This is a genomic window from Nocardia sp. NBC_01503 (assembly GCF_036327755.1).
In the GTDB taxonomy this organism is placed as follows: Bacteria; Actinomycetota; Actinomycetes; order Mycobacteriales; family Mycobacteriaceae; genus Nocardia.
Genome location: NZ_CP109596.1, coordinates 3,168,764 through 3,189,268, shown reverse-complemented (window position 1 = coordinate 3,189,268; position 20,505 = coordinate 3,168,764). Strand labels below are relative to the sequence as shown.

The window sequence follows — 20,505 nt, the reverse complement described above, 5'->3', positions numbered from 1 at the left end:
GCGGTACATGGCTACAGCAGCACAGTGGATCGAGGGCGCTCGGCCGCGCACTCTGCCGAATGCGATCGCTCCGGTCCTGGCGGGCACGGGGGCCGCCGCCTCCATCGATGGCGCGGTGTGGTGGAAAGCGGTGCTGTGCCTGCTGCTTTCGCTCTCGCTGATCATCGGCGTGAACTACGCCAACGACTACTCCGACGGTATTCGCGGTACCGACGACGATCGGGTCGGGCCGCTGCGCCTGGTCGGTTCGAAGCTCGCGAGCCCGGGCGCGGTGCGCAATGCGGCGATCGGCTGTCTCGCGCTGGGCGCGGTGCTCGGGCTGATTCTGGTGGCGACCAGCGCGTGGTGGCTGCTGCTGGTGGGCGCGGCCTGCCTGGCCGGGGCCTGGTTCTACACCGGCGGCCGGAACCCGTACGGCTACAGCGGTTTCGGTGAGATCGCGGTCTTCGTATTCTTCGGGCTGGTCGCGGTGCTGGGCACCCAGTTCGTCCAGGCCGGGCGGGTCGACTGGGTCGGGCTGGCCTGTGCCATCGCGGTCGGCTCGTTCTCCAGCGCCGTGCTGGTGACCAATAACCTGCGCGATATCCCCACCGATTCGGTGAGCGGTAAGACCACCCTGGCGGTACGCCTCGGCGACACCCGCACCCGCACACTGCATCTGGTGCTCATACTGGTCCCGTTCGCGGCGACCGCGGCGATGGTGGGGCGCACCGGCTGGGTAATGTTCGGCCTGGCGGCCCTGCCCCTGGCGATCAAGGCCCACGAACCGGTTCGCACTGGTAAGAACGGTCCGGGACTCATTCCAGCGCTGGCGGGTACCGGCCTGGCACTGCTGGTGTGGTCGATCGCCACCGGACTGGCATTGACCTTCGGCTGACATCAGCCCGAGATCGGCGCGGGGTGTGGGGTATCGCCCCCACACCCCTTTTCTCAGTCCTCGTCGGGGACGAGTATGCCGAGCACCCAGTTCACCAGGGTGATGATGATGGCGCCCCAGATCGCGGCCCAGAATCCGTTGACGTGCAACTGGTAGTCCGTGTGCTCGGTGATCTTCGAGGTCAGCCACAGCATGAGTGCGTTGATGACCAGCAGGAAAAGCCCGAGCGTCAGCACCACCAGGGGCAGTGACAGCAGTTTCACCAGGGGCTTCACCAGCGCGTTCACGATTGTGAAGATCACCGTGATCACCGCGATCACAATGATCTTGTCGGTGGTCGTGGCGGGTTCGTCGGGACCGTGGATGTCGATTCCACCGACCCATACGGACGCGAGCCAAATGGCCACACCGTTGATCAGCAGACGTAGCAGGAGCGTCATGCCCCGATCGTAGGGCGCGAACCGTCCCGGCGGTGATCTTCACCCACCTTCGCACCCCTGCGGTCCGGGGTCAGGCCGCGTGATCGAGATAGTCGCCGACCGCGGCGCGCAGCGAGTCAGCCCCAGGGCACGAAGGGTGCGTAATCGCGCACATGCCCGTCCACCCAGCCCCAGACGGCCTCGGGTTCCACCGCGACGCCGCCCTGCAGCCGCAGCCGCCAGCCGCGCTCCTCCTTCTCCCAGATATCGCCGTCGCGATCCTCGTAGAGCCCGAATACAGCGGGCTCCCAGGCGTTCACGACCCCCTCGGCGGCCACCATCCGCTGCGGTCGGGCGACCTCGGTTTGCCCGGCGGTGATGACCCACGGCCCCACCGTCACATTGACATCGGCCACCGGTCCCGGATGCTGCCCCAACTCGACTCCTGATTTGTTGTTGTTTCAAACTATTGGAGCAGAACGGGATACCGCGCACACCTCGTCGCCCTACCCGTGCGGGTATCACTCGGCAACCGCGTGTGTACCGGACGGTTATACAAGTTAGGTCACCCTAAGCAATGAATGGAGTACCCACGTTCGGCGAGTACATTCGCCAGCGCCGGACGGCCGCGAACCTCACTCGCCCCCAATTGGCCTGGTTGGCCAGCCTCTCGGTGCCATACCTGACCAAGATCGAGGGCGGCGCGAACCCCTCTCGCCGCGTCATCGAATCCCTCGGCACCGCACTGGAACTGCCGGCCGTCGAGTTCGAATACGCACTGGCCCTCGCCGAAGGCCCGTTCCCGCGGATCACGCCCGATCACCCCAGCGCCAACGACCTGGAGTATCTGGAGCTGCTCAACCCCAAGATAGCGGCCTTCATCTCCGGAACCATGGATATCCTCGCCGTCAATACCGCGCACGCCGAGGTGTTCCCGCAGCTCGATCCGGGCCGCAATTACGTGGAGTGGCTGCTGCTCAATCCGATCTCGCGAACCGTGCTGGTCGACTGGCAGGGCGAGACACAGCAGGCCGTCGGCATGTTCCGCATGCTGCTGGCGCGGCACGGGCCGGACGAGGCGACGCAGCGGATCATCGAGAGCTGCATGGCGAGTCCGGAGTTCGAGACCATGTGGCGCAATGACGGCGTCGCCAGTGAGCGGCGCGATCGCACCAAGCTGGTGCGCGATCCGAAAACCCTGGCCATCACCGAGCTGCGGATGAACATCTGGCGCACCTCCTCGACCCTGCAATCGTGGATGCTCGTGGTCGGCGCGGGCGTGGATCAACCCCTGGCGGTCACTCGTCCAGTCGCCCGGGAGCGGCCGCGAGCGTCAAGGCCTATTAACGCCGATGAGACCCCGCAGCGCCCCGGCAAACATCCGAATATGAATGCTTCACTTCGCGAGCCCGCACCTACTCAACCGTTGCAGCAAATAAGCAGCAATCAATTTGAAGGGTGACCAACCCTTCTCAGCCGAACCCTGTGCGGTGCGAAAACTAGCCCGACCAAGTACCGGTGGCGATGAATCGATCGATGACGGTGGTCGGTTCGTCCAGGCTCAGCCCCTGACCGGCAACCCACTCGTCATTGAAATAGGTTCCGGCATAACGGTCCCCGCCGTCACACAGCAGGGTGACCACACTGCCGGTGCGACCCTCGGCAATCATGTCGGCAATCAGGGCAAACGCACCCCACAGATTGGTGCCGGTGGAGCCGCCGACCCGGCGGCCGAGCACCTTGCCGGCGTGCCGCGCGGCGGCGATCGAACCCGCGTCGGGCACCTCGATCATGCAGTCGACGACCTGACCGACGAAGGACGGCTCCACCCGCGGGCGGCCGATGCCCTCGATCCGGGATCCCATCCCGGTCTGATATCCGGCGTCCGAAAGCTCGTAACCGCCGTAGAAGGCCGAATTCTCCGGATCCACCACGGCCAGTTTGGTGGCGTGCCGCCGGTACCGGATATAGCGGCCGATGGTCGCGCTGGTGCCACCGGTGCCCGCGCCCACCACGATCCACTCCGGGATCGGATGCGTCTCCAGCGCCAACTGCTGGAAGATCGACTCGGCGATATTGTTATTGCCCCGCCAGTCCGTGGCCCGCTCGGCATGGGTGAACTGGTCCATATAGTGGCCGTTGCACTCGCGCGCCAAACGCGCTGCCTCGGTATAGATCTCGGGGCCCTTCTCGACCAGGTGGCTACGGCCGCCCTGTGCCTCGATGAGCGCGATCTTCTCCGGTGACGTGGTGGCGGGCATAACCGCCACGAACTCCAGGCCCAGCAGTTTCGCGAAGTACGCCTCGCTGATGGCGGTCGAACCGGATGAGGCCTCCACCACGGTGGTGCCCTCGGTGACCCAGCCGTTGCAGATGGCGTACAGGAACAGCGATCTCGCCAGGCGATGCTTGAGACTGCCCGTGATGTGGGTGGATTCGTCCTTGAGATACAGCTGCACACCCCAGTCGGCGGGCAGCGGATAGCGCAGTAGGTGGGTGTCGGCGCTGCGCTGGGTGTCGGCGTCGATCAGCCGGACCGCATTGTCGACCCAGTCGCGGGGCGCCGAGCGATCACAGCGCTTCATTTGTCCTCGCCTCGCAGTCGCGACATGAGCTGCTCCCGGTCCCTGCGCCGCTTCTCATCGACGGCGGCGATGTCCTTGTTCACCTGCGTCCGAAGCTTTTTGAACAGTGCCATGGAGAGCGGCATCGCGATGAGCAGCGCGAACAGCGCGGCGACAATGAGCGGGATATCGACGTGCACGATGGCCGCCACACCCATGATGATCGCGGCGAGGACGACGACCAGGCCGAGCCGGGCGACGGTGTAGAGGGCCAGATGCTTGGCCAGCCGACGGCCCGCGCTCTCCGGTGGGGTTCGGTCACTCGCGCCGGGGGTTGCGTCACTCACGACAACAGCCTAGGTGACGGGGATTCGGGCATACGCGGCGCCCTCCGCCCGAATGTCGCTGGATATTCGCTGTACGGAGGCAAATCGTGACCGCGAACACAGTACGGATATCCGTTTTGTCTATTACTTCCCCTTTACCAAATCGAGACTGTTCGAACACTCAGGGGGTGCAGTGCAACGATGTCGCTACTGATGAGGGATCTGACAAAACGGAAAGGTTTGCGAATGACTGCGTTCACCGCGGCGAGCCGCGTAATGGGTTCCGTCTCCAGCCAGGACACCCTGCTCACCCCCGGCCAAGTAGCAGCAATGTTCCATGTCGATCCGAAGACCGTTACCCGGTGGGCTCATGCGGGTCGGCTCGGCTCACTGCGGACTCCGGGCGGTCACCGCCGGTTCCGCGAAAGCGAAGTTCTGCAGCTCCTGCGTTCTCTCACCACCGAGGCAACTCGCGTCTAACCCCTATTTCTCGTTCCGCGGTGCCGCGGGTACGGACACGGATTACCCTCGTTGGCAGGAGGTGAGCGACGTGACGTACCTGTTGGCACTGATCGCGGTAGTGGCCGTCGCGATGTTGTGCTGGAAGGCTTTCGGGCCCCAGCGACCGGCCCGCACCGGCACAGCATCGGCACCACGCAACCGCATAATCGGTCCTGATGACGATCCCGATTTCCTTTGGCGGCTATCCCGCCAGCACCGGGATGGCGAACCCGGCTCTCCCGATCACTAGTCCAATACAGACCGGTCGGCATCCTTCCAGCAAACCGACCGGCCTTTCTTTTCGAGCGCGTACTGGCGTCACCAACGTGACCGGAAGGTGCCCGATGGACAAGGACGAAAACCTCTCGCAGGACGCGCGCCGCAAACAGGGCGACTCCCATGCCGCCGAGCGCCGAGAGCAACGCCGCGAACAAGACGCGGCCCGGCTCGCCTCCGGCACCGGCCCACCGCCCGACCCGCTACTCGAACCGATGCAGGCCAAGGTCGCCGAGAACAATCACACCGACAACCACAAATGGGACCGCGCCCGCGCCAAGGAAGCCACCGCCGACGCGGTGAAACTCGCCAACGCCGAGGCGGACGGCCCCGAATCCGGCTAACGATATTCGGCTGCGAATCACCCCGGCGCCCAACGCCAATCGCCAGGTGTCGCTCCGTATCCTCACCACCGACCGCCTCACCCTCACCCCGGTCGGCGCGGCCGATCACGCCACCCTGCTGGCGATAACCCTTTGCGACACTGCGCCGTGAACCAGCGAAAGCCAGTGCACCGGAGACGAATAAGGCGGTCGCACCGACCCCTATCGCCACCCGGCTCGCAGTTGCGCGCCAGGTCGGCGGATCGGCGGGCCCGACCACTTCGATCGACTGGCCGCGGACTGCGCTCGCGGCGGGAGCGTTAGTCCGTTTCTTCGTGGTGGGCAACGATATTGAGGACATTGCCGTCGGGGGCGCGGACGAAGAAGCGGCGGACGCCCCAGGGTTCGGTGGTGATGGGGTGGACGATTTCGTAGCCCAGTTTCTGAGCCTCCTCGTAGGCGGCGTCGACGTCCTCGGCGTGCACCGAGATGACCGAATCGACGGGGGCGCTGGCATCGCGGGTGACCAGTTGGAGGTTGGCGCCGGTGTCCGGGGAGGTGTAGCGGGCCACCCAGCCCATATTGAACTCCTCGATGCTCAAGCCGAGGAAATCTGTGTAGAAGGTCTTCGCCGCCTCGATATCGGGGACGGGGAGGTTGGCGACTATGTGCTTCGCACGCATTCTCTGCTCCTGTCTTGCGACGGATGGGCACGTCAATCCTACGAGCGGGATATTCGGGGGGCGCGGATTTCGGGGGCAGTGGCGGTCGGGGCAACGGTTTTGCCGGATTCACCGGGGGTGTTCGCTGCCATAACGTTCTCGCCCGCAAGGGAATCGACCCGGTGGGTGGGAGAGATCGACGTGGTGGCACAGTTGTCGGCCGAGGTGGCCGGGCCGGATATGGAGCAGCCGGTGGTGCGGTGGCATCCGCTGGTGCGCATGGGATTTCGGTTCGGGTTCGCATTCCTCGGGGCCGGGATGACGGGTGGCTGGCTCGCAACCGCGCTGATTCGGTCGTTCGGGGTGCCGCAGGAGACGGTGGCGGAGCTGACGAAGTGGACGGGGCTGTATCCGCTCACCGATCGGGTCGGTAAACACATCTTCCATACGACGGTCGACTACACCCGATCCGGCAGTGGAGATACTGCGGCACAATGGATTTCGGCATTCACCTGGCTGCTCGCCGCATTCGCGGCCACCGCCGTCTGGTCGGTGCTCGATCGCCATCGGCCGAACTACGCGCGCCTGAACGCCTGGTTCCGGCTGCTCCTGCGCGGCGCCCTGGTGAGCGCGCTACTGCTCTACGGCATGGTGAAACTACTGCCCTCGCAGATGACCTTCGTACTGCAGCGGCTGGTGGAACCGTTCGGCGATATGAGCCCGATGTCGGTGCTTTGGACTCAGACCGCCCTGTCCGAGCCGTACGAAATCGCCTTGGGCGCAGCGGAAATCACCGCCGCACTGCTGCTCATCGCGCCCCTGACGGCAGGTCTGGGTTCAATACTCGCCTTCATCGTGACACTGCAGGTGGCCCTGCTGAACCTCACCTTCGACGTGCCCGTGAAGATCTTCTCCCTGCAACTGCTCGCCTTCGCGGCGGTACTCGCCGCCCCCGATATCCGGCGTACCGTCCGGGCGCTGCTCGGTCGCGCGATCCCACGCCGCGAGCCGGAGCTACGCTTCACGACCGGTCGCCGGAATCGAATACTGCTGGCCGCACAGCTGATATTCGGCGGCTGGCTGTTCTATACCGCGCTCACCGAGGGGCTCGACGGCTGGCACACCTACGGCAATGCCCGAGCGCAGTCCCCGCTCTACGGCATCTGGAATGTCACCGAATACTCGGTGGCCGGACAGCAACTCCCCGCCCTGGTCGACTTCCGCGAATCCACCCGGTCCGGACTCCCGAATGCCTCGGATCGCTTCCGCCGCATAATCTTCGATATTCCGGACGCGATCACCGTGCAGCGCATGGACGACTCGCTACTCCCCCTCCCCGCGCGAATCGATACCGCGGGCCACACCATCACTATTCCACGGGACGCGACCGGTGGTGCGCCGCTGGCCGCCTTCGATTACGAACAGCCACAACCGAATCGGCTGATTCTGATCGGACAGCTGGCGGGCCACCCGATCCGAATGCGACTGGAACTGATCCCGCTCGACCACTATCCGGCGGTCTCCCGTGGCTTCCATTGGGTACAGGCCGAGCCTTATATGCGGTAGCGGTTATTCCGGCAGGCCGAGTCCATCGGCCAGCACCGGCCAGGAGCGATGGAACGCGTCTCGCCAGTAACCCCAGGAATGGGTTCCGGCGGCCTGGAAATCGTAGGTGGCCGGAATCCCCAACTCGTTCAATCGATTTCGCAGATTCTGCGTGCACCAGTTGACCGCCGCCTCGATGACGCCACCGGTCATGAGCTGATTGGCCAGGCCGAGCGGAGTCGGGTTCAGCAGGTAGCCGTCGTCGATCCGATCGTGCGGTCCGGGCAGACCGCTGCTGTCGGAGATGAACAGTTTCGTCCCGCGCAGCATCTCGGCGTTCAGGACGGGATCGCTTGCGGCCCAGGCCGGATCGTCATCGTCGCCGCCCACATCGGTATTGCGCCACCAGGTGGCGATATCGCTACCGCCACCGGCGCCGTTGAGCAGATACAGCACCGGCCGTGGTCCGGAGGCGTCCGCGGGCCGCCGCACCTTGACCTCGATATCGCGGTCCATCGCGGCGGAATGCACCCGCAAGGTCAGCGTGCGGTCGCCGGTATCGGCGGACCCGGCTCCCGTACCGAAGCCGACCGTTCCCGCGCCGATGATCAACCCGGCAGCTACGAAAGACGCTGCGCGCCTGATCGATCGGCGTCTCATCAGAACTCCAGTCCCGCATGGCATGCAGACATGCCGTATGCGGTCCCGACACTAATGGAATCCGGGCACGCTGGGCAGCTTCAGCGAAGTATGGACTCGATGAGTCTGCGTGAACGCGGCGCGCTCTTCGCGGCGCCGGTAGTCGAGGTCGGTGCCGCCGCCGAGACGCGAGGCGATACGCAGGGTGAGCCAGATGCCGACCGGTAGGACGGCCGAAGCAGGGTCGATCACGACGTCTCCCAAGGGTTTCCGGTACGCACTGTTACAGACATATGGACAGTACAAGCGCGCACGACCCTGGACCCAGCTTGGTGTGACGTGATGTCTCACTCATTTGAGCTGGCGCGGGCCTGACTCCCGATCGGTGACCGAGGGTCAGGCCCGCACGTCGAATCAGATTACGAAGCAGGAACTTCCGCCGTTGATACCGGTTCCGACGGTCAGGACGATCGTCTTGGAGTCCTCGCCCTGGGTGACCACGAGGGTATGAGTTCCGGTTGTCCGCGGTGTCCAACTCGCCGTACGCGTCGTCGGCGCCGAAACGTCCGGCGTGGCGGCGAATTGGACACCATTGTCGAAGAAGTTCATCCCCGACCAGGAGGTGCTGTTCGCGACCACGTTGTAGGTGCAGCCCGTGCCGAACCCATTGCTGAGCCCACCGCCGGCGATGATGACGCTGGTTCCGATCTCCGCGGACGCCTGCGGCGTATTCAGCGCGACACCGGCGGCGGCCAGTGCGATCGCGACCGGAACAGACTTGAAAAGATTCCCCATCGGGTACCGACTCCTCTGATTGCGCGGGTGATTCGCAATAACGCTGCCAGACAGGCACTTCCGGCAGTATCGGTCAGATGCCCCTGGATACGGCTCCGGCCGCCGAATTCGATTCGGCGGCCGGAGCGGCAGTTTCGAGTTATCCGCGTGGGATCAGGGCAGCACCTGCGGAATGACATCCGGTGCGACCGCGCCGACGATCAAACCGACCAGGGCGCCCTGGAAGGCCGGGCCGAGGGCGCACAGCGGAATCAGCAGAATGCCGACAATGGTGGCAGCGCAGACCACGGCCCCGACCACGGCTCCGACAATCGCGCCGGCGGCCGCGCCATTACCCAGCGGATCATGGTTGGCCGCATTCGGATTGGTGGTGATTTCCTGTGCGGCGGCCACCGGCTGCGCCTCCGCGGCGGCCGGTTCCGCGGCAGCGACGGGCTGCTCGATTACCGCCGCCGCAGGCTGCGCGGCAATCGGCATTACCTGCGCAATAGCGACCGGCGCATCGACGGTCTGCACCACGGGCGCCACCTGCAAAGCCCCGACCGGCGCATCGGCGGAAGCCGTTCCCGCCCCGGCGAATGCCACCCCGACGGCAAGCGGCAATGCCGCGATGAGAGCCTTACGACCGAATTTCGCAATGGTCCGACGCATGAGTTTTCCTAACCCTCCCGACGCCCGCAGCAGCACAGTCGAAATCAACTGGTGCGCTGAGCGTTTCACGTTGCGAATTTGCAACGATCAAGTTGTATCCGATACCCGTCGCCGAATCAAGTCCGAATCCCGTTATGCACGAGGGCGGGAATTGTGTTCAGCGACACGATGATCGGTTAAAAGACACGGCTCGCGGTGGTCCAGGTTATCGATTCCCTCGCCTACCGCGCATCACCCTCCATAGAGTGGTACGAGGCCAGACAGCTCAGATCAGAGGGCGGTCTGAAGTGAAGATAGGCAAGTTCCTGGTCCGGCTGTCTGGCGCCCGTGCGGAGCTCTGGAGTGGGTACCCGAAGAGCGGCCAAGGTTCGTGCGCCTAGGTGCCACATTGCTGATCAGTTTTGCCCTGGTTGCGGTCTCGATGTTCGTTGCTCTCAACTTGATCGGTGCACCACCCTCGTGGGCCTTCCCGATAGCTGTCGTCTGGGGCAACGTAATTCTCAACCTCGATCGATGGCCGGTCGAAAGGTTGCAATTCCAGCGTGCACGGAAACGGTTACGGCTGAGCCGCTCGGAACAAGCTCTCCCAGAGGACGTTCCGCCTCTATTGGGCGATGAAGGCGAATCAGACCGGGCATCAACGTAAGTCGTTCCCTCATCTGACCGATACCCACCTCGACCCGGATTACCGCCATCTCCCGGCCGACACGACCGATCTTGGCTAGTTGAGGCCCGCGTAGGAGTGCAAACCGCTCACCACGATGTTGATGATGAAGAGGTTGAAGAGCATTGCGATAAAGCCCGCGATATTGATCCAGGCGGCTTTGGTGTCGCGCCAGCCCGAGGTGGCTCGGGCGTGCAGGTAGGCGGCGTAGAGGACCCAGGCGATGAAGGAGCAGGTTTCCTTCGGGTCCCAGCCCCAGAAGCGGCCCCAGGCGGCCTCGGCCCAGATCGCGCCGAGGATTACGCCAGCACCGAAGATCGGGAATCCGATAATGGTGGTGCGGTAGGCGAGACGGTCCAGCGATTGCGCGTCGGGGAGGAGACGGGCCAATCGGCCGAGGATATTCTCCGATTCGTGGCCCGCGGGCTGACGGATTCGGAAAAGGAAAAGCAGGCTGGAGACGCCGGAGACCAGGAAGACACCGCTGCCGATGGAGACGACGGTGACGTGGATGGGCAGCCAGTAGGACTTGAGCGCGGGCACCACGGGGGCCGCGTCGACGTGCAGTTTGGTGCCCGCCAGGAACAGCAGGATCAACACCGGGGTGAGCAGGAAGGCCCACATGCCGCGGTAGCGCTGTTCGCGCAGCAGCACCAGGCCGAGTAGAACCGCCGCGGCACAGGCCATGCTGATGAACTCGAACATATTGCCGAGCGGGAAACGGTGAGTCGCGAAGCCACGCAACACAATCGATACCGCGTGCGCGCCGAAGCCGACGAACAGCACGGCAAAGGCCATATTCCCCAGGCGTTCCGGGAACGGGCGCTTGGCGCGCTCGGTTGGCACAACGCGCCCGGGGACATCGGCCGCGGCCGCGGGCACCGGCTCGGATCCGCCACCCGCGGTGACCAATTCACGCGCGACGGGCACGGGGCGAGTGACGGCGAACTGCCACACCAGCATGATCCAGACCAGCGCGTAGATCACGATGGCCGATTTGAACGCGAGATCGCTGTAGGAGGCGATGGTCTCGTCGATCGGCATTACTTCTCTCCCGTGTTCTCGGTCAGCAGCCGCTCACGCAGTCGGTCGAACTCGCCGCCCCAACCCGCCTGGTCGGTGCGCGCCAATCCACCCATTTCTACTACGGTACGTCGTACTCCATCGGGCTCGCCGTCGGGGTACACCCGCAACCAGATGCGCCGCCGCTTCACCAGCAACGACACCAGCAGACCCGCCATCATGGTGAGCGCGCTGACCAGCACCCACTGCTGCGCCGGATCATGCGACACCTGCAGATTCACGAACTCGCGCGCACCGTCGAAGGTCACCTTGGTGCCATCGGAGAGCGTGGCGGACGCACCGGGTTTCAAATTCACCCGCTGCTCCTTGACCAACCGCCCCTGCTTGATCATCTCCTGATCGAGCGAGAACAGCGACTGCGCGCGCCCGGTATCCAAACCGGTATCGCCCTTGTAGATGTCGACCGCGACCATCGGATCCCGCATGGCCGGATACATCGAGGTCAGCAGTGAACCGTGCAGCAGTGCGGTCGGCGCGAACAGGCCCTGAATCGCGACCTGATGCTTACGCCGCTCCTCCTCGCTCGGATACATACCACCCGGCGGATCGATTCGCAGCACACCCGAGGACAGGAAGGTGGTGGCGTCATCCGGCTTCCACTGAATGGTCTCGGTCCGCGTCTGACCATTCGGGAAGGTCACCGTGAAGGTCGGCGCGAAACCGTGGCCTTGCAGGTAGACCCGGTCCCCCGCGACCCGCAGCGGATGATTCACCTGAATATTGGTGTCCCGCCAGGTCCCCGAATCCAAATCCGAGTCGGCCTGATATTGGATATCCGAGGAGAACATCGCGGCCTGACCATTCGGCAGGTAATCCGCCTTGAAGTTCTTCACCCGCACACACATCGGCGACAATCCGGTGCCGTCATTCACATTGCCCGCGCGGAACGAGTCGAATACCGCGGGCGAGGTGGTGCAGAAACCCGGACCGTCATCGGCGATGACGACCACATTGCCCTCGTACCCGAACAGTTTGCCGATGGCGATCGCCGCCAGCAGACCCACCAGTGCGAGATGGAAGACCAGATTGCCCGCCTCGCGGGTGTAACCCTTCTCCGCGGAGAGCGTGACCTCACCCTCGCGCGTCCCGGGCTGCACCACGGTTCGCCAGCCGCGCAACGCTTTACGCGCCCGCGCGATCACCTCATCCGGGGTCTCCGCGTCCGATCCGCTGAAATGATGCGGCAGCCGCGACAGATTGCGCGGCGCCTTCACCGGCGGCGTGCGCAGCGCCCGATAGTGATCGAGCACGCGCGGCAGAATGCAGCCCACCAGCGAAATGAACAGCAGCACATAGACGGCCGTGAACCAGGCGCTGGAGAACACGTCGAACAGCTGCAGGCGATCCATCCACGGACCCAGGGTGGCCCGGTCCGCGATGTACTGATCCACCTTCTGCTTGTTCAGGCTCCGCTGCGGCAGCAGCGCACCCGGAATCGCGGCCAGGGCCAGCAGGAACAGCAGCATGAGCGCGGTGCGCATACTGGTCAGCCCGCGCCACGTATTACGCAGCACGGCAAGGGCTCTGCGCGGCAACGAAGGCCGCGGCGGACGGGCGGGGGCGGGGGTTTCGAGGGTGGCAGTCATCAGATCGGCAGGGTCACATTCGAGACGAAGGCGTCGCGGATCCAGGAGATGAACTGGTCCCACGCCCCGGTCACCAGGGCGATGCCGACGGCAACGAGCAGAATGCCGCCGATCACCTGAATGGTGCGGGAATTACGGCGCAACCAGCCGACACCGCGCAGTGCGGTCGCCGACCCGAACGCCAGGATCACAAACGGCAGGCCCAAGCCCAGGCAGTAGGCCACGATGAGGGCGACACCGCGCGCGGCGGTGGTGCCCTCGGTACCAGCGGAGACGGCCATGACACCGGAGAGCGTCGGTCCCAGGCACGGTGTCCAGCCGAGCGCGAAGACCGCGCCGAGCAGGGGTGCGCCGATCAGACCGCTCAGGCGGCGCGGCTCCATGCGGGTATCGCGTTGCAGGGCGGGGATGAGGCCGATGAAAGCCAGGCCCATCAGAATGGTGACGCCGCCGCCGATGCGTTGCAGCAGTTCACGATTCATATTCAGGGCCTGGATCGTGCCGAAGACGGTGGCCGATGCCAGCACGAAGACGACGGTGAAGCCGAGGACGAAGAGTCCGGCCGCACCGGCGACCCGCATCCGACCGCGATTGCGTTCGGCGACGGCGGTGCGCTTGGCGGACTCCACCGTGACCGGCGGCGCTTCCGCACCGACGACACCCGCGAGATAGGAGAGGTAGCCGGGCACCAGCGGCACCACACACGGCGAGGCGAATGACACCAGCCCCGCCAGCACACAGGCGCCCAGCGCGAGCAGCAGCGGTCCGGTGGCGGCGGTCTGCTGGAACGAATCACCCACGCTGGCAAGGACTGTCACGTTCACTGCTGACCTTCCTTGGCCAGCTTCTCCACGACGGGTTGCAGGTCGGTCGCGAGCAGTGAGCGCAGGAATACCGCCGCGACCCGGTGCTGACGGTCCAGCACGATGGTGGTCGGGATGACGCTGGTCGGGAACTTGCCGCCCAGCGCGAGCAGACTGCGCATGGACGGGTCGTAGATCGAGGGATACCCGACCTTGTTGTCGGTGACGAAATCCTGCGCCTTGTCCTGCTGGTTGTCCCGCACGTCGATACCGAGGAAGGCGATGCCCCGATCCTTGGTCGCGTCGTAAACCTGTTCCAGCGCAGGCGCTTCCGCGCGGCACGGGCCACACCACTGACCCCAGATATTAACCACGACGACCTTGCCGGGGAAGTCGTCCACCGAGGTGGTCTTCCCGGCCGTCATCAGATCCGGGCCGGACAGCTTGCCGATGGTCCCGCGCGACTCCGGCGGATCGTAGAAGATATCGGTCTTACCGCCGGGCGAGACGAAATCGAAGGTCCCGCCCTGCGCTACCGCGTCCTTACCCGCGGTCGAACAACCGGCCAGCACCGCCACCAGGGACAGGCTCGCCAGCAGCATCGACACGGAGCGTGCGAGGGTGCCGGACGCGGTCCCGCTCATGCCCCCGTCACCTTGGGATCCGAGGCGCCCGCGGGTTCGCTGTAGACGATATCGATCAGCGTATCGCCCTGGTACACGAGCGAAGTCATGGAAGCGAGCGAGCACTGCCGGTTACGCGGGTCATGCCAGAGCCGCTGCCCCTGCAGGAATCGGCGCAGCGTCCACACCGGCAGCTGATGCGAGACCAGCACGGCCTCACGGCCCGCCGCCTCGACCCGGGCCTTGTTCACCGCGGCCAGCATGCGGTGCGCGATCTGCAGGTACGGCTCACCCCAGGACGGGGTGAACGGATCACGCATCTTCCACCAGTGCCGCGGCTTACGCAGTGCACCGTCACTCATCGAGACCCGCAGGCCCTCGAAGGTGTTCCCGGCCTCGATCAGATTGTCATCGGTGCGGATGACCAGATCATGGTGCAGCGCGATGGGTTCCGCGGTCTCCTGGGCCCGCTGCAGCGGCGAGGCCACCACCAGCGCGATATCGTGATCGGCCAGCGAGCGCGCCACGGCCTGCGCCTGCGCGCGCCCGGTCACCGACAACTGGAAGCCGGGCAGGCGGCCGTACAGAATCCCCTTCGGATTGTGCACCTCACCGTGCCGCATGACATGCACGATGGTCTCGATATCATCGGCGACATCGCCGGGCAGCACGAAACCACTTGCGGCGAGGGCCGATTCGCTCACATCGGACGAGTTGGCGGATTCACCCGCTTCCACACCGACACCCTCGGCGTCCGTGGCGAGCGGAGGCTCCGCCGCACCACCCTCCGCGTTCGATGCGTCATCCGAGTCGACGGCGAACGCGACATCTGCGGCGAAATACCCTCCGGCCGTTTCGACTTCAACCGCCACCGGCTCGCCGGCGAAGAAATCCGTTGCGGCAGAGTCGATCCCGGACTCGTCAGCGCCGGTCCGCAGGGAGTCGGCTCGGGCGGCATCGGCCGCGGACGCATCGGCCCACCCGGCGACGACGGCGGCCAGATCGGCAGCGGACGACCCATCGACCCGCCCGGCATCACCGGGGACGGATACGGATTCGGCCGTGGCGGACCTTGTGGGCGTCCCCGCCTCCCGCTCGGACCCTTCGGCATCCACCGCATGTGGTTCAGCCGTCGCGGGCACCGCCGCGGCCGCGGTCGGCGCGGCACTGCGATCACCCGCCTCGTCGGCTGAATCCTTTGCGGGCGTGACGGTTTCGGCCACCGGAGCGACGGCGATATTCTCACCGGTCTCGGCGAGCTCATCCTCGGCCTGGCGGATGGAGTCCAGCAGGCGGGAGGCTTCGGCGGGAGTCAGGGGGGCCGGATGGGGGCCGGGGGCGGGTAGACCGGTCTCGGGCTGGGAGGTCACGCGGCGGATCCTTCGGGGGTGGCGGCTGCCGCGGCACGCGCGGCGGCGGGGAGGGCGGCGGCGATGCGATCGAATGCGTCCTCGTCGAGTGCCGCGGAGACGAACCATGCCTCGAAGGCGCTCGGCGGCGCGTACACACCGGCGTCGAGCAGGGCATGGAAGAAGGCGGGGAAACGCCACGTCTCGGCCGCCTTGGCGGCGGCATAGTCGGTGACCGGGGCGTCGGCGAAGAACACGCTCACCATATTGCCTGCGAATTGCACCCGATGCCGGACGCCTTCGGCCGCGAGCGCGTCACCGAGTAGCGTGCCCAGCCGCTTGGAATTGCGATCGAGCGCGGCGTAGACCTCGGCATCGGCCGCGCGCAGTGTGGCCAGGCCCGCCGCCACCGCGACCGGATTGCCGGAGAGCGTGCCCGCCTGATAAACCGGGCCGAGCGGAGCCAATCGGTTCATGATCTCGGCGCGACCGCCGAAGGCCGCGGCGGGCAGACCGCCGCTCATCACCTTGCCGAAGGTGTAGAGGTCGCCCGCGACACCCTCCAGGCCGTACCAACCCGATGAGCTCACCCGGAAACCGGTCATGACCTCGTCCATGATGAGCAGCGCGCCATTGTCCCGCGTCAGCGTGCGCAGCCCCGCGTTGAATCCGGGCAGCGGCGCGACCGCGCCCATATTGCCCGCCGCCGCCTCGGTGATGACGCAGGCGATCTGCCCGGGATGCGCGGCGAAGGCCGCTGCCACGGCCGCGAGATCGTTGTACGGCAGCACGATGGTGTCGGCCGCCTGCGCGCCGGTGACACCCGGCGAGGTGGGCAGGCCCAGGGTCGCGAGGCCGGATCCGGCATCGGCGAGCAGAGCGTCCACATGCCCGTGGTAGCAACCGCTGAACTTGATGATCTTGCTGCGTCCGGTGAATCCGCGCGCCAGCCGGACCGCGCTCATGGTGGCCTCGGTGCCCGAGTTCACCAGGCGCACCCGCTCGACGGGTTCGACCCGCGCCGCGATGGCCTCGGCCAGTTCGATCTCCGCCTCGGTCGGCGCGCCGAAGGACAATCCGCCGACCGCGGCCCGCTGCACGGCCTCGACAACCTCGGGATGCGCATGCCCGAGAATCATCGGACCCCACGAACACACCAGGTCGACGTAGTCGTTGCCGTCGGCATCGGTCAGCGTGTACCCGCTCGCGGATTTGATGAACCGCGGCGTCCCGCCCACCGAGTTGAAGGCCCGCACCGGCGAATTCACACCGCCCGGAATGACCGCCGCGGCGCGTTCGAAAAGCTGGGCTGAGACCGGCACCGACGCCTGGCTCACACGCGGAGAAGAACTCACGGCACCTAGTCTCGCAGCCGCCCGCAAGCTCGTCGACGACAGGGTGTAGGAGAGTGGGTTGTCCCACATCGAACCTGACATCTTCGCATCTGTTCGCCCGGCCCGCATCCGATACGGCGCTGCGCGCGTCATCGCAGGTGACAGCGCCGCACATTGGCCCGGGGGCGGCAACACGCCGGAGTCGTTCGGGCGCAACATCGATCGCTGAAGAGTTGCTGATGCGTAATCTCACGACTCAGAAGCGGCATCGAGAGAGGGCTGAACTATATGCGGGTCGGTGCGGGACTAGTGGTGGCGGTGGGAATTTCGGCAGGGCTGATCGCGGGGGCCGGACAGGCGAGCGCGGGGACGCCGATCGCACAGCCCGATCAGGGACGAATCGGAATGGCGCTCTCGCATGACGAGACCGCCGCGCTGGCGGGCGGGCCGATCCCGGCGGTGGTGAGCATGTTCGTACCGCTGAGCCGGATGGGTGCGGGGCTGAAGCCGGACACCAATATCTATAAGGATGACGGCGGCGGCGTGCACGCCTCGCTGCGGCAGGTGGTGATGGAGGCCGCCGACCACCCCGACGGCTCCGTTGTCGTCTATTTCAATGCACCCGGAACTCGTGGTGGACGAGTGCTGGATATTTACCAGAACTGGGAGTGAGTCGGACGGGTGCCGCTAGGACAGCGGCACCCCGAGGCAGAATGCGGCCCAACCGGTGCTGAACAGGCAATTCAACTGGGGCGGTAGTAGGTCCAGCCAGGAGAACGACAGAATCGGCAGCTGCGTCATGGACTCCATTGTCCGCCCGCGCAATTGCGGAAATCAGTGATCAGCGATCTTCGCGCACCCGCACACGGCGTGTCGGCCGCAGCGCCCTGCCCACCCCGTCGATGCCGAGCAGTCCGGCGATGATCATGATCGCCGCGGATCCGGCCAGCCACGGCCCCGAGTACCGGGTCGCCGAGAATCCGGGTGCGTCCCCGGCGGGTTTGAACCAGGTGGTGTGAACCCCATTGCGCCAGCACCAGATCGCGACCACCGCGATCACGGCGGCGAGTACGAGTTCGGCGAGCACGGCCAGCCACCGCATCACCGCGCCTCCTTCTCTTCGTCACCCTCGGCCGTTTCGGCCTCGGCCACCGGCGTGCCGGAACCGTCGAGCGCCGCGACCGCCGCGGTGAGTTCGGCGCGCAGGGTGTGGTGATCCCGCGCCCACGCCTGCACCAGGCCGCCGTCGCGCAGTTTCAGTCCGATGCCCTTGCGCCGCCGCGGTACCCCGGTGAGTTCACCGAGCGCCCGCGCCGATTCCCAGTCCTCATCATCCCAGGACTCCTCATCGATCTCCGGCAACACTTCGGCAATGCTGCGCAGCGGCAGCGTTTCGGTGCCCTCGCGCAGCGTGTCGGGGGTGAGTTCGACGCTGATGTGGCGCTTGCCGGCGATCACCTGCAACCAGACGAATCCGGCCAGCAGCAGACCGCAGAAGATGAGCCCGAACCAGTGCGCCTGGCCACCGCGAATGACCTCCAGCCCCAGCACGATTCCACACAGCACGGGACCGTAGGCAATAGTGCGATAGCGCGCACCGGGCTCGGAGAACAGCACATTCGCGGCGGGGTCACTCATAGGTAGAACCTAGCTGGACCGCGCGAACCGGACGAGCGGCGCATTGCGCTCAGGCGAGCAGACCCGGAATCAACAGCACGGCGAGGGTGAGCAGTCCGAACAGGAACAGCAGACTCAACCCCAGCACGTCGCGCCGAAGGCTGTGTGGTTGCTGGATAACCACTCGCATCGTTGCCTCCGCCTCTCCGGCGCCGAACAGGCCATGGCACAACGCATGACGAGTGACTTCCGGTTCCCGAACTCTCTGTGACAGCCCTCACTGTACCCGGTAGTACGCCCGTAACAAACTCCGCAGTATTCATCGCGGTCCGGGCCGGAAGAACGGCTCCGAATCGATTCGGTGGCAAAGGAATACGGCGCCGCCGGCCAGCACCGCCTGCACGATCGAAACACCCCCGGCGACCATGCCCGCCACCCCCGACAGCGTGCCCTTGCCGATAATCGCCAATCCCGCGCCGAGCGCCAGGAAGAACGCGTATCCGGTGAGAACCGCACGCGCCCAGTTCTTTCCACGCCACAGCTGATACACCACGGCCGCACCCGCACCGTTCAACGCCAACCACAGCAGCGCGATCACGGTGAGCCCCACCAACACCTGTAATTGCGCCTGCGCCAAGGTCACCGGCTGTTTCGTGCCCGCCGCACGATCGACCATCTCCCGCGCCAGCTCCCCGCGCTGCCCCAGCTGGGCGAGCAGCACCGCGACCACCTGCACCACACCGAGTGCCAGTGCCGCACACCAGAGTTGGCAGGAGGTACGCACATCCTCGGGCACCGGGCGCGCGCCCATGGGAGGGATCATCGAATTCACCGCGGGTAGAGCCTGCTCAGCCAAGCCAGTGCGCGGCTTCGGTGGCCCAGTAGGTGAGCACCATATCCGCTCCCGCACGCCGGATGCCCAGGAGCGACTCCAGGATCGCGCCGCGGCGATCGATCCAGCCGTTCTGCGCGGCGGCGGTGATCATCGCGTACTCGCCGGAGATCTGATAGGCCGCCACCGGAACCGTGGAGCGGTCCGCGACATCGCGCAGAATATCCAGGTACGACATGGCGGGCTTCACCATGACGATATCCGCGCCCTCGGCGAGATCGAGCTCCAGCTCGCGCACGGCCTCGCGGCGATTCGCCGGATCCTGCTGGTAGGTACGGCGATCGCCCTCCAGCGAGGAGCCGACCGCCTCCCGGAAGGGACCGTAGAAGGCGGAGGCGTACTTGGCGGCGTAGGCCAGAATGGCGGTGTCGATATATCCGGCCGCGTCCAGACCCGCGCGAATCGCGCCGACCTGGCCGTCCATCATGCCGCTGGTGCCGAGCAGGTCCGCGCCGGTCTCGGCCTGCGCGACGGCCATGTCGACATAGCGACGCAGGGTGGCGTCATTGTCGACACCGCCGTCCGCGCCGAGTACGCCGCAGTGCCCGTGATCGGTGAATTCGTCCAGGCAGGTATCGGCCATCACGACGGTCGAGCCGCCGACCTCGTTGACCAGGGCGCGAAGTCCGCGATTCAGAATGCCGTTCGGATCACTGGCCTGACTGCCCTGCGGGTCCTTGTCCTCGGGGCGGGGAACGCCGAAGAGCATGAGCCCGCCGACGCCCGCCGCGACGGCCTCCACCGCGGCCTTGCGCAGTGAATCCATCGAATGCTGGTAAACGCCTGGCATGGAGGAGATTTCACGAGGTTCGTCGAGCCCGTCGGCGACGAACATGGGGAGCACTAGTTGCCTGGGCTGCAGTGTGGTTTCAGCCACCAGACGACGTAGAGCTGGGGTGCGGCGCAACCGCCGTGGGCGGTCCATTCCGGTCATACGGCGATGATATGCCCGTGCCGTCCGTCCGTCGCGGGGGCC

The 20,505-nt window shown here is 65.8% G+C and carries 27 protein-coding genes; 8 read left to right on the top strand and 19 right to left on the bottom strand.

The genetic code is table 11. The annotated features are described in order from the left end of the window. The first annotated feature begins 7 nt into the window (after positions 1 to 7). Positions 8 to 877 (top strand): 1,4-dihydroxy-2-naphthoate polyprenyltransferase, encoded by an 870-nt coding sequence (locus OHB26_RS14415; RefSeq protein ID WP_330184673.1) that lies wholly within the window; start codon positions 8 to 10, stop codon positions 875 to 877. Between the two features lie 53 nt (positions 878 to 930). On the opposite strand, the gene OHB26_RS14410 is transcribed toward OHB26_RS14415, so the two are convergent. Both OHB26_RS14410 and OHB26_RS14405 read right to left on the bottom strand, forming a co-directional pair. Then, entirely contained in the window at positions 931 to 1,317 is a 387-nt protein-coding gene (locus OHB26_RS14410) for a phage holin family protein (RefSeq protein ID WP_330184672.1), read from the bottom strand. A 116-nt stretch (positions 1,318 to 1,433) separates the two neighbouring features. Beyond that, complete coding sequence (locus OHB26_RS14405) at positions 1,434 to 1,733, bottom strand: hypothetical protein (protein WP_330184671.1); 300 nt, start codon at positions 1,731 to 1,733, stop codon at positions 1,434 to 1,436. Positions 1,734 to 1,873: 140 nt separating this feature from the next. On the opposite strand from OHB26_RS14405, the gene OHB26_RS14400 reads away from it, so the two are divergent. After that, positions 1,874 to 2,758, top strand: a complete 885-nt coding sequence (locus OHB26_RS14400) for a helix-turn-helix domain-containing protein (protein WP_330184670.1) — start codon at positions 1,874 to 1,876, stop codon at positions 2,756 to 2,758. A 37-nt stretch (positions 2,759 to 2,795) separates the two neighbouring features. On the opposite strand, the gene OHB26_RS14395 is transcribed toward OHB26_RS14400, so the two are convergent. Together OHB26_RS14395 and OHB26_RS14390 are read right to left on the bottom strand one after the other, a co-directional pair. Further along, positions 2,796 to 3,881 carry a PLP-dependent cysteine synthase family protein gene (locus tag OHB26_RS14395; RefSeq protein WP_330184669.1) on the bottom strand — a complete coding sequence of 362 codons (1,086 nt, stop codon included), beginning with the start codon at positions 3,879 to 3,881 and terminating at the stop codon, positions 2,796 to 2,798. Next, positions 3,878 to 4,207, bottom strand: coding sequence for a DUF4229 domain-containing protein (locus OHB26_RS14390; protein WP_067567058.1), 330 nt, complete (start codon positions 4,205 to 4,207; stop codon positions 3,878 to 3,880). Before OHB26_RS14390 ends, OHB26_RS14395 begins: the two co-directional genes overlap by 4 nt. Positions 4,208 to 4,432: 225 nt before the next feature. Between OHB26_RS14390 and OHB26_RS14385 the strand changes: the two genes are divergently transcribed. The 3 genes from OHB26_RS14385 to OHB26_RS14375 all read left to right on the top strand — a co-directional run bounded on the left by OHB26_RS14385 (position 4,433) and on the right by OHB26_RS14375 (position 5,307). Further along, positions 4,433 to 4,666: a BldC family transcriptional regulator gene (locus tag OHB26_RS14385; protein WP_330184668.1), complete on the top strand. Its 234-nt coding sequence runs from the start codon at positions 4,433 to 4,435 to the stop codon at positions 4,664 to 4,666. A gap of 70 nt (positions 4,667 to 4,736) precedes the next feature. After that, complete coding sequence (locus OHB26_RS14380) at positions 4,737 to 4,937, top strand: hypothetical protein (RefSeq protein ID WP_309230565.1); 201 nt, start codon at positions 4,737 to 4,739, stop codon at positions 4,935 to 4,937. Positions 4,938 to 5,031: 94 nt separating this feature from the next. Continuing rightward, positions 5,032 to 5,307 (top strand): hypothetical protein, encoded by a 276-nt coding sequence (locus OHB26_RS14375; protein ID WP_330184667.1) that lies wholly within the window; start codon positions 5,032 to 5,034, stop codon positions 5,305 to 5,307. Between the two features lie 299 nt (positions 5,308 to 5,606). Here the strand turns inward: OHB26_RS14375 and OHB26_RS14370 are convergent, their stop codons facing one another. Next, entirely contained in the window at positions 5,607 to 5,969 is a 363-nt protein-coding gene (locus OHB26_RS14370) for a glyoxalase superfamily protein (protein ID WP_330184666.1), read from the bottom strand. Between the two features lie 165 nt (positions 5,970 to 6,134). Here OHB26_RS14370 and OHB26_RS14365 point away from each other — a divergent pair, with 165 nt between their 5' ends. Further along, positions 6,135 to 7,514 (top strand): DoxX family protein, encoded by a 1,380-nt coding sequence (locus OHB26_RS14365; protein WP_330184665.1) that lies wholly within the window; start codon positions 6,135 to 6,137, stop codon positions 7,512 to 7,514. 3 nt (positions 7,515 to 7,517) lie between these two features. Here the strand turns inward: OHB26_RS14365 and OHB26_RS14360 are convergent, their stop codons facing one another. The 4 genes from OHB26_RS14360 to OHB26_RS14345 all read right to left on the bottom strand — a co-directional run bounded on the left by OHB26_RS14360 (position 7,518) and on the right by OHB26_RS14345 (position 9,578). Further along, complete coding sequence (locus tag OHB26_RS14360; protein ID WP_330184664.1) at positions 7,518 to 8,153, bottom strand: hypothetical protein; 636 nt, start codon at positions 8,151 to 8,153, stop codon at positions 7,518 to 7,520. Between the two features lie 51 nt (positions 8,154 to 8,204). Beyond that, entirely contained in the window at positions 8,205 to 8,384 is a 180-nt protein-coding gene (locus OHB26_RS14355) for a hypothetical protein (RefSeq protein WP_330184663.1), read from the bottom strand. 162 nt (positions 8,385 to 8,546) lie between these two features. Further along, positions 8,547 to 8,927, bottom strand: a complete 381-nt coding sequence (locus tag OHB26_RS14350) for a hypothetical protein (protein WP_330184662.1) — start codon at positions 8,925 to 8,927, stop codon at positions 8,547 to 8,549. Positions 8,928 to 9,080: 153 nt separating this feature from the next. Next, entirely contained in the window at positions 9,081 to 9,578 is a 498-nt protein-coding gene (locus OHB26_RS14345; protein WP_330184661.1) for a hypothetical protein, read from the bottom strand. Between the two features lie 337 nt (positions 9,579 to 9,915). Here OHB26_RS14345 and OHB26_RS39705 point away from each other — a divergent pair, with 337 nt between their 5' ends. Beyond that, complete coding sequence (locus OHB26_RS39705) at positions 9,916 to 10,224, top strand: DUF4407 domain-containing protein (protein WP_442943013.1); 309 nt, start codon at positions 9,916 to 9,918, stop codon at positions 10,222 to 10,224. 75 nt (positions 10,225 to 10,299) lie between these two features. On the opposite strand, the gene ccsB is transcribed toward OHB26_RS39705, so the two are convergent. From ccsB to hemL, 6 genes are all read right to left on the bottom strand, one after another. Beyond that, positions 10,300 to 11,286 carry a c-type cytochrome biogenesis protein CcsB gene (ccsB, locus tag OHB26_RS14340; RefSeq protein ID WP_330184660.1) on the bottom strand — a complete coding sequence of 329 codons (987 nt, stop codon included), beginning with the start codon at positions 11,284 to 11,286 and terminating at the stop codon, positions 10,300 to 10,302. Continuing rightward, a complete protein-coding gene (gene resB, locus OHB26_RS14335; protein WP_330184659.1) occupies positions 11,286 to 12,911 on the bottom strand; it encodes a cytochrome c biogenesis protein ResB in 1,626 nt (541 codons plus the stop codon). Before resB ends, ccsB begins: the two co-directional genes overlap by 1 nt. Next, positions 12,911 to 13,729, bottom strand: a complete 819-nt coding sequence (locus OHB26_RS14330; protein ID WP_330185641.1) for a cytochrome c biogenesis CcdA family protein — start codon at positions 13,727 to 13,729, stop codon at positions 12,911 to 12,913. The genes resB and OHB26_RS14330 overlap by 1 nt, the downstream gene beginning before the upstream one ends. A 2-nt stretch (positions 13,730 to 13,731) precedes the next feature. Further along, on the bottom strand, positions 13,732 to 14,316 hold the full coding sequence (locus OHB26_RS14325; RefSeq protein ID WP_330185640.1) for a TlpA disulfide reductase family protein: 585 nt from the start codon (positions 14,314 to 14,316) through the stop codon (positions 13,732 to 13,734). A gap of 38 nt (positions 14,317 to 14,354) precedes the next feature. Next, the gene (locus OHB26_RS14320) at positions 14,355 to 14,960 is read right to left on the bottom strand and encodes a histidine phosphatase family protein (RefSeq protein WP_153804228.1); all 606 of its coding nucleotides are present in this window, start codon (positions 14,958 to 14,960) and stop codon (positions 14,355 to 14,357) included. Positions 14,961 to 15,703: 743 nt separating this feature from the next. Continuing rightward, the gene (gene hemL, locus OHB26_RS14315; protein ID WP_330184658.1) at positions 15,704 to 17,041 is read right to left on the bottom strand and encodes a glutamate-1-semialdehyde 2,1-aminomutase; all 1,338 of its coding nucleotides are present in this window, start codon (positions 17,039 to 17,041) and stop codon (positions 15,704 to 15,706) included. A 297-nt stretch (positions 17,042 to 17,338) separates the two neighbouring features. Here hemL and OHB26_RS14310 point away from each other — a divergent pair, with 297 nt between their 5' ends. Continuing rightward, the gene (locus OHB26_RS14310) at positions 17,339 to 17,692 is read left to right on the top strand and encodes a hypothetical protein (protein ID WP_330184657.1); all 354 of its coding nucleotides are present in this window, start codon (positions 17,339 to 17,341) and stop codon (positions 17,690 to 17,692) included. A 169-nt stretch (positions 17,693 to 17,861) separates the two neighbouring features. Here OHB26_RS14310 and OHB26_RS14305 read toward each other — a convergent pair whose 3' ends face one another. The 4 genes from OHB26_RS14305 to hemB form a co-directional block, all read right to left on the bottom strand. Continuing rightward, a complete protein-coding gene (locus OHB26_RS14305; RefSeq protein WP_330184656.1) occupies positions 17,862 to 18,122 on the bottom strand; it encodes a hypothetical protein in 261 nt (86 codons plus the stop codon). Next, positions 18,122 to 18,658, bottom strand: coding sequence for a hypothetical protein (locus OHB26_RS14300; protein ID WP_330184655.1), 537 nt, complete (start codon positions 18,656 to 18,658; stop codon positions 18,122 to 18,124). The genes OHB26_RS14305 and OHB26_RS14300 overlap by 1 nt, the downstream gene beginning before the upstream one ends. A gap of 298 nt (positions 18,659 to 18,956) precedes the next feature. Next, on the bottom strand, positions 18,957 to 19,448 hold the full coding sequence (locus tag OHB26_RS14295) for a hypothetical protein (RefSeq protein WP_330184654.1): 492 nt from the start codon (positions 19,446 to 19,448) through the stop codon (positions 18,957 to 18,959). Positions 19,449 to 19,485: 37 nt separating this feature from the next. Continuing rightward, positions 19,486 to 20,463: a porphobilinogen synthase gene (gene hemB / locus OHB26_RS14290; protein WP_330184653.1), complete on the bottom strand. Its 978-nt coding sequence runs from the start codon at positions 20,461 to 20,463 to the stop codon at positions 19,486 to 19,488. Positions 20,464 to 20,505: the final 42 nt, after the last annotated feature.

Coding starts and splice junctions, on each gene's coding strand:
- OHB26_RS14415 (WP_330184673.1), top strand. CDS start 8: ATGGCTACAGCAGCACAGTGGATCGAGGGCGCTCGGCCGCGCACTCTG.
- OHB26_RS14410 (WP_330184672.1), bottom strand. CDS start 1,317: ATGACGCTCCTGCTACGTCTGCTGATCAACGGTGTGGCCATTTGGCTC.
- OHB26_RS14400 (WP_330184670.1), top strand. CDS start 1,874: ATGAATGGAGTACCCACGTTCGGCGAGTACATTCGCCAGCGCCGGACG.
- OHB26_RS14395 (WP_330184669.1), bottom strand. CDS start 3,881: ATGAAGCGCTGTGATCGCTCGGCGCCCCGCGACTGGGTCGACAATGCG.
- OHB26_RS14385 (WP_330184668.1), top strand. CDS start 4,433: ATGACTGCGTTCACCGCGGCGAGCCGCGTAATGGGTTCCGTCTCCAGC.
- OHB26_RS14375 (WP_330184667.1), top strand. CDS start 5,032: ATGGACAAGGACGAAAACCTCTCGCAGGACGCGCGCCGCAAACAGGGC.
- OHB26_RS14370 (WP_330184666.1), bottom strand. CDS start 5,969: ATGCGTGCGAAGCACATAGTCGCCAACCTCCCCGTCCCCGATATCGAG.
- OHB26_RS14360 (WP_330184664.1), bottom strand. CDS start 8,153: ATGAGACGCCGATCGATCAGGCGCGCAGCGTCTTTCGTAGCTGCCGGG.
- OHB26_RS14350 (WP_330184662.1), bottom strand. CDS start 8,927: ATGGGGAATCTTTTCAAGTCTGTTCCGGTCGCGATCGCACTGGCCGCC.
- OHB26_RS14345 (WP_330184661.1), bottom strand. CDS start 9,578: ATGCGTCGGACCATTGCGAAATTCGGTCGTAAGGCTCTCATCGCGGCA.
- ccsB (WP_330184660.1), bottom strand. CDS start 11,286: ATGCCGATCGACGAGACCATCGCCTCCTACAGCGATCTCGCGTTCAAA.
- resB (WP_330184659.1), bottom strand. CDS start 12,911: ATGACTGCCACCCTCGAAACCCCCGCCCCCGCCCGTCCGCCGCGGCCT.
- OHB26_RS14325 (WP_330185640.1), bottom strand. CDS start 14,316: ATGCTGCTGGCGAGCCTGTCCCTGGTGGCGGTGCTGGCCGGTTGTTCG.
- OHB26_RS14320 (WP_153804228.1), bottom strand. CDS start 14,960: ATGCGGCACGGTGAGGTGCACAATCCGAAGGGGATTCTGTACGGCCGC.
- OHB26_RS14305 (WP_330184656.1), bottom strand. CDS start 18,122: ATGCGGTGGCTGGCCGTGCTCGCCGAACTCGTACTCGCCGCCGTGATC.
- OHB26_RS14300 (WP_330184655.1), bottom strand. CDS start 18,658: ATGAGTGACCCCGCCGCGAATGTGCTGTTCTCCGAGCCCGGTGCGCGC.
- OHB26_RS14295 (WP_330184654.1), bottom strand. CDS start 19,448: ATGGGCGCGCGCCCGGTGCCCGAGGATGTGCGTACCTCCTGCCAACTC.
- hemB (WP_330184653.1), bottom strand. CDS start 20,463: ATGACCGGAATGGACCGCCCACGGCGGTTGCGCCGCACCCCAGCTCTA.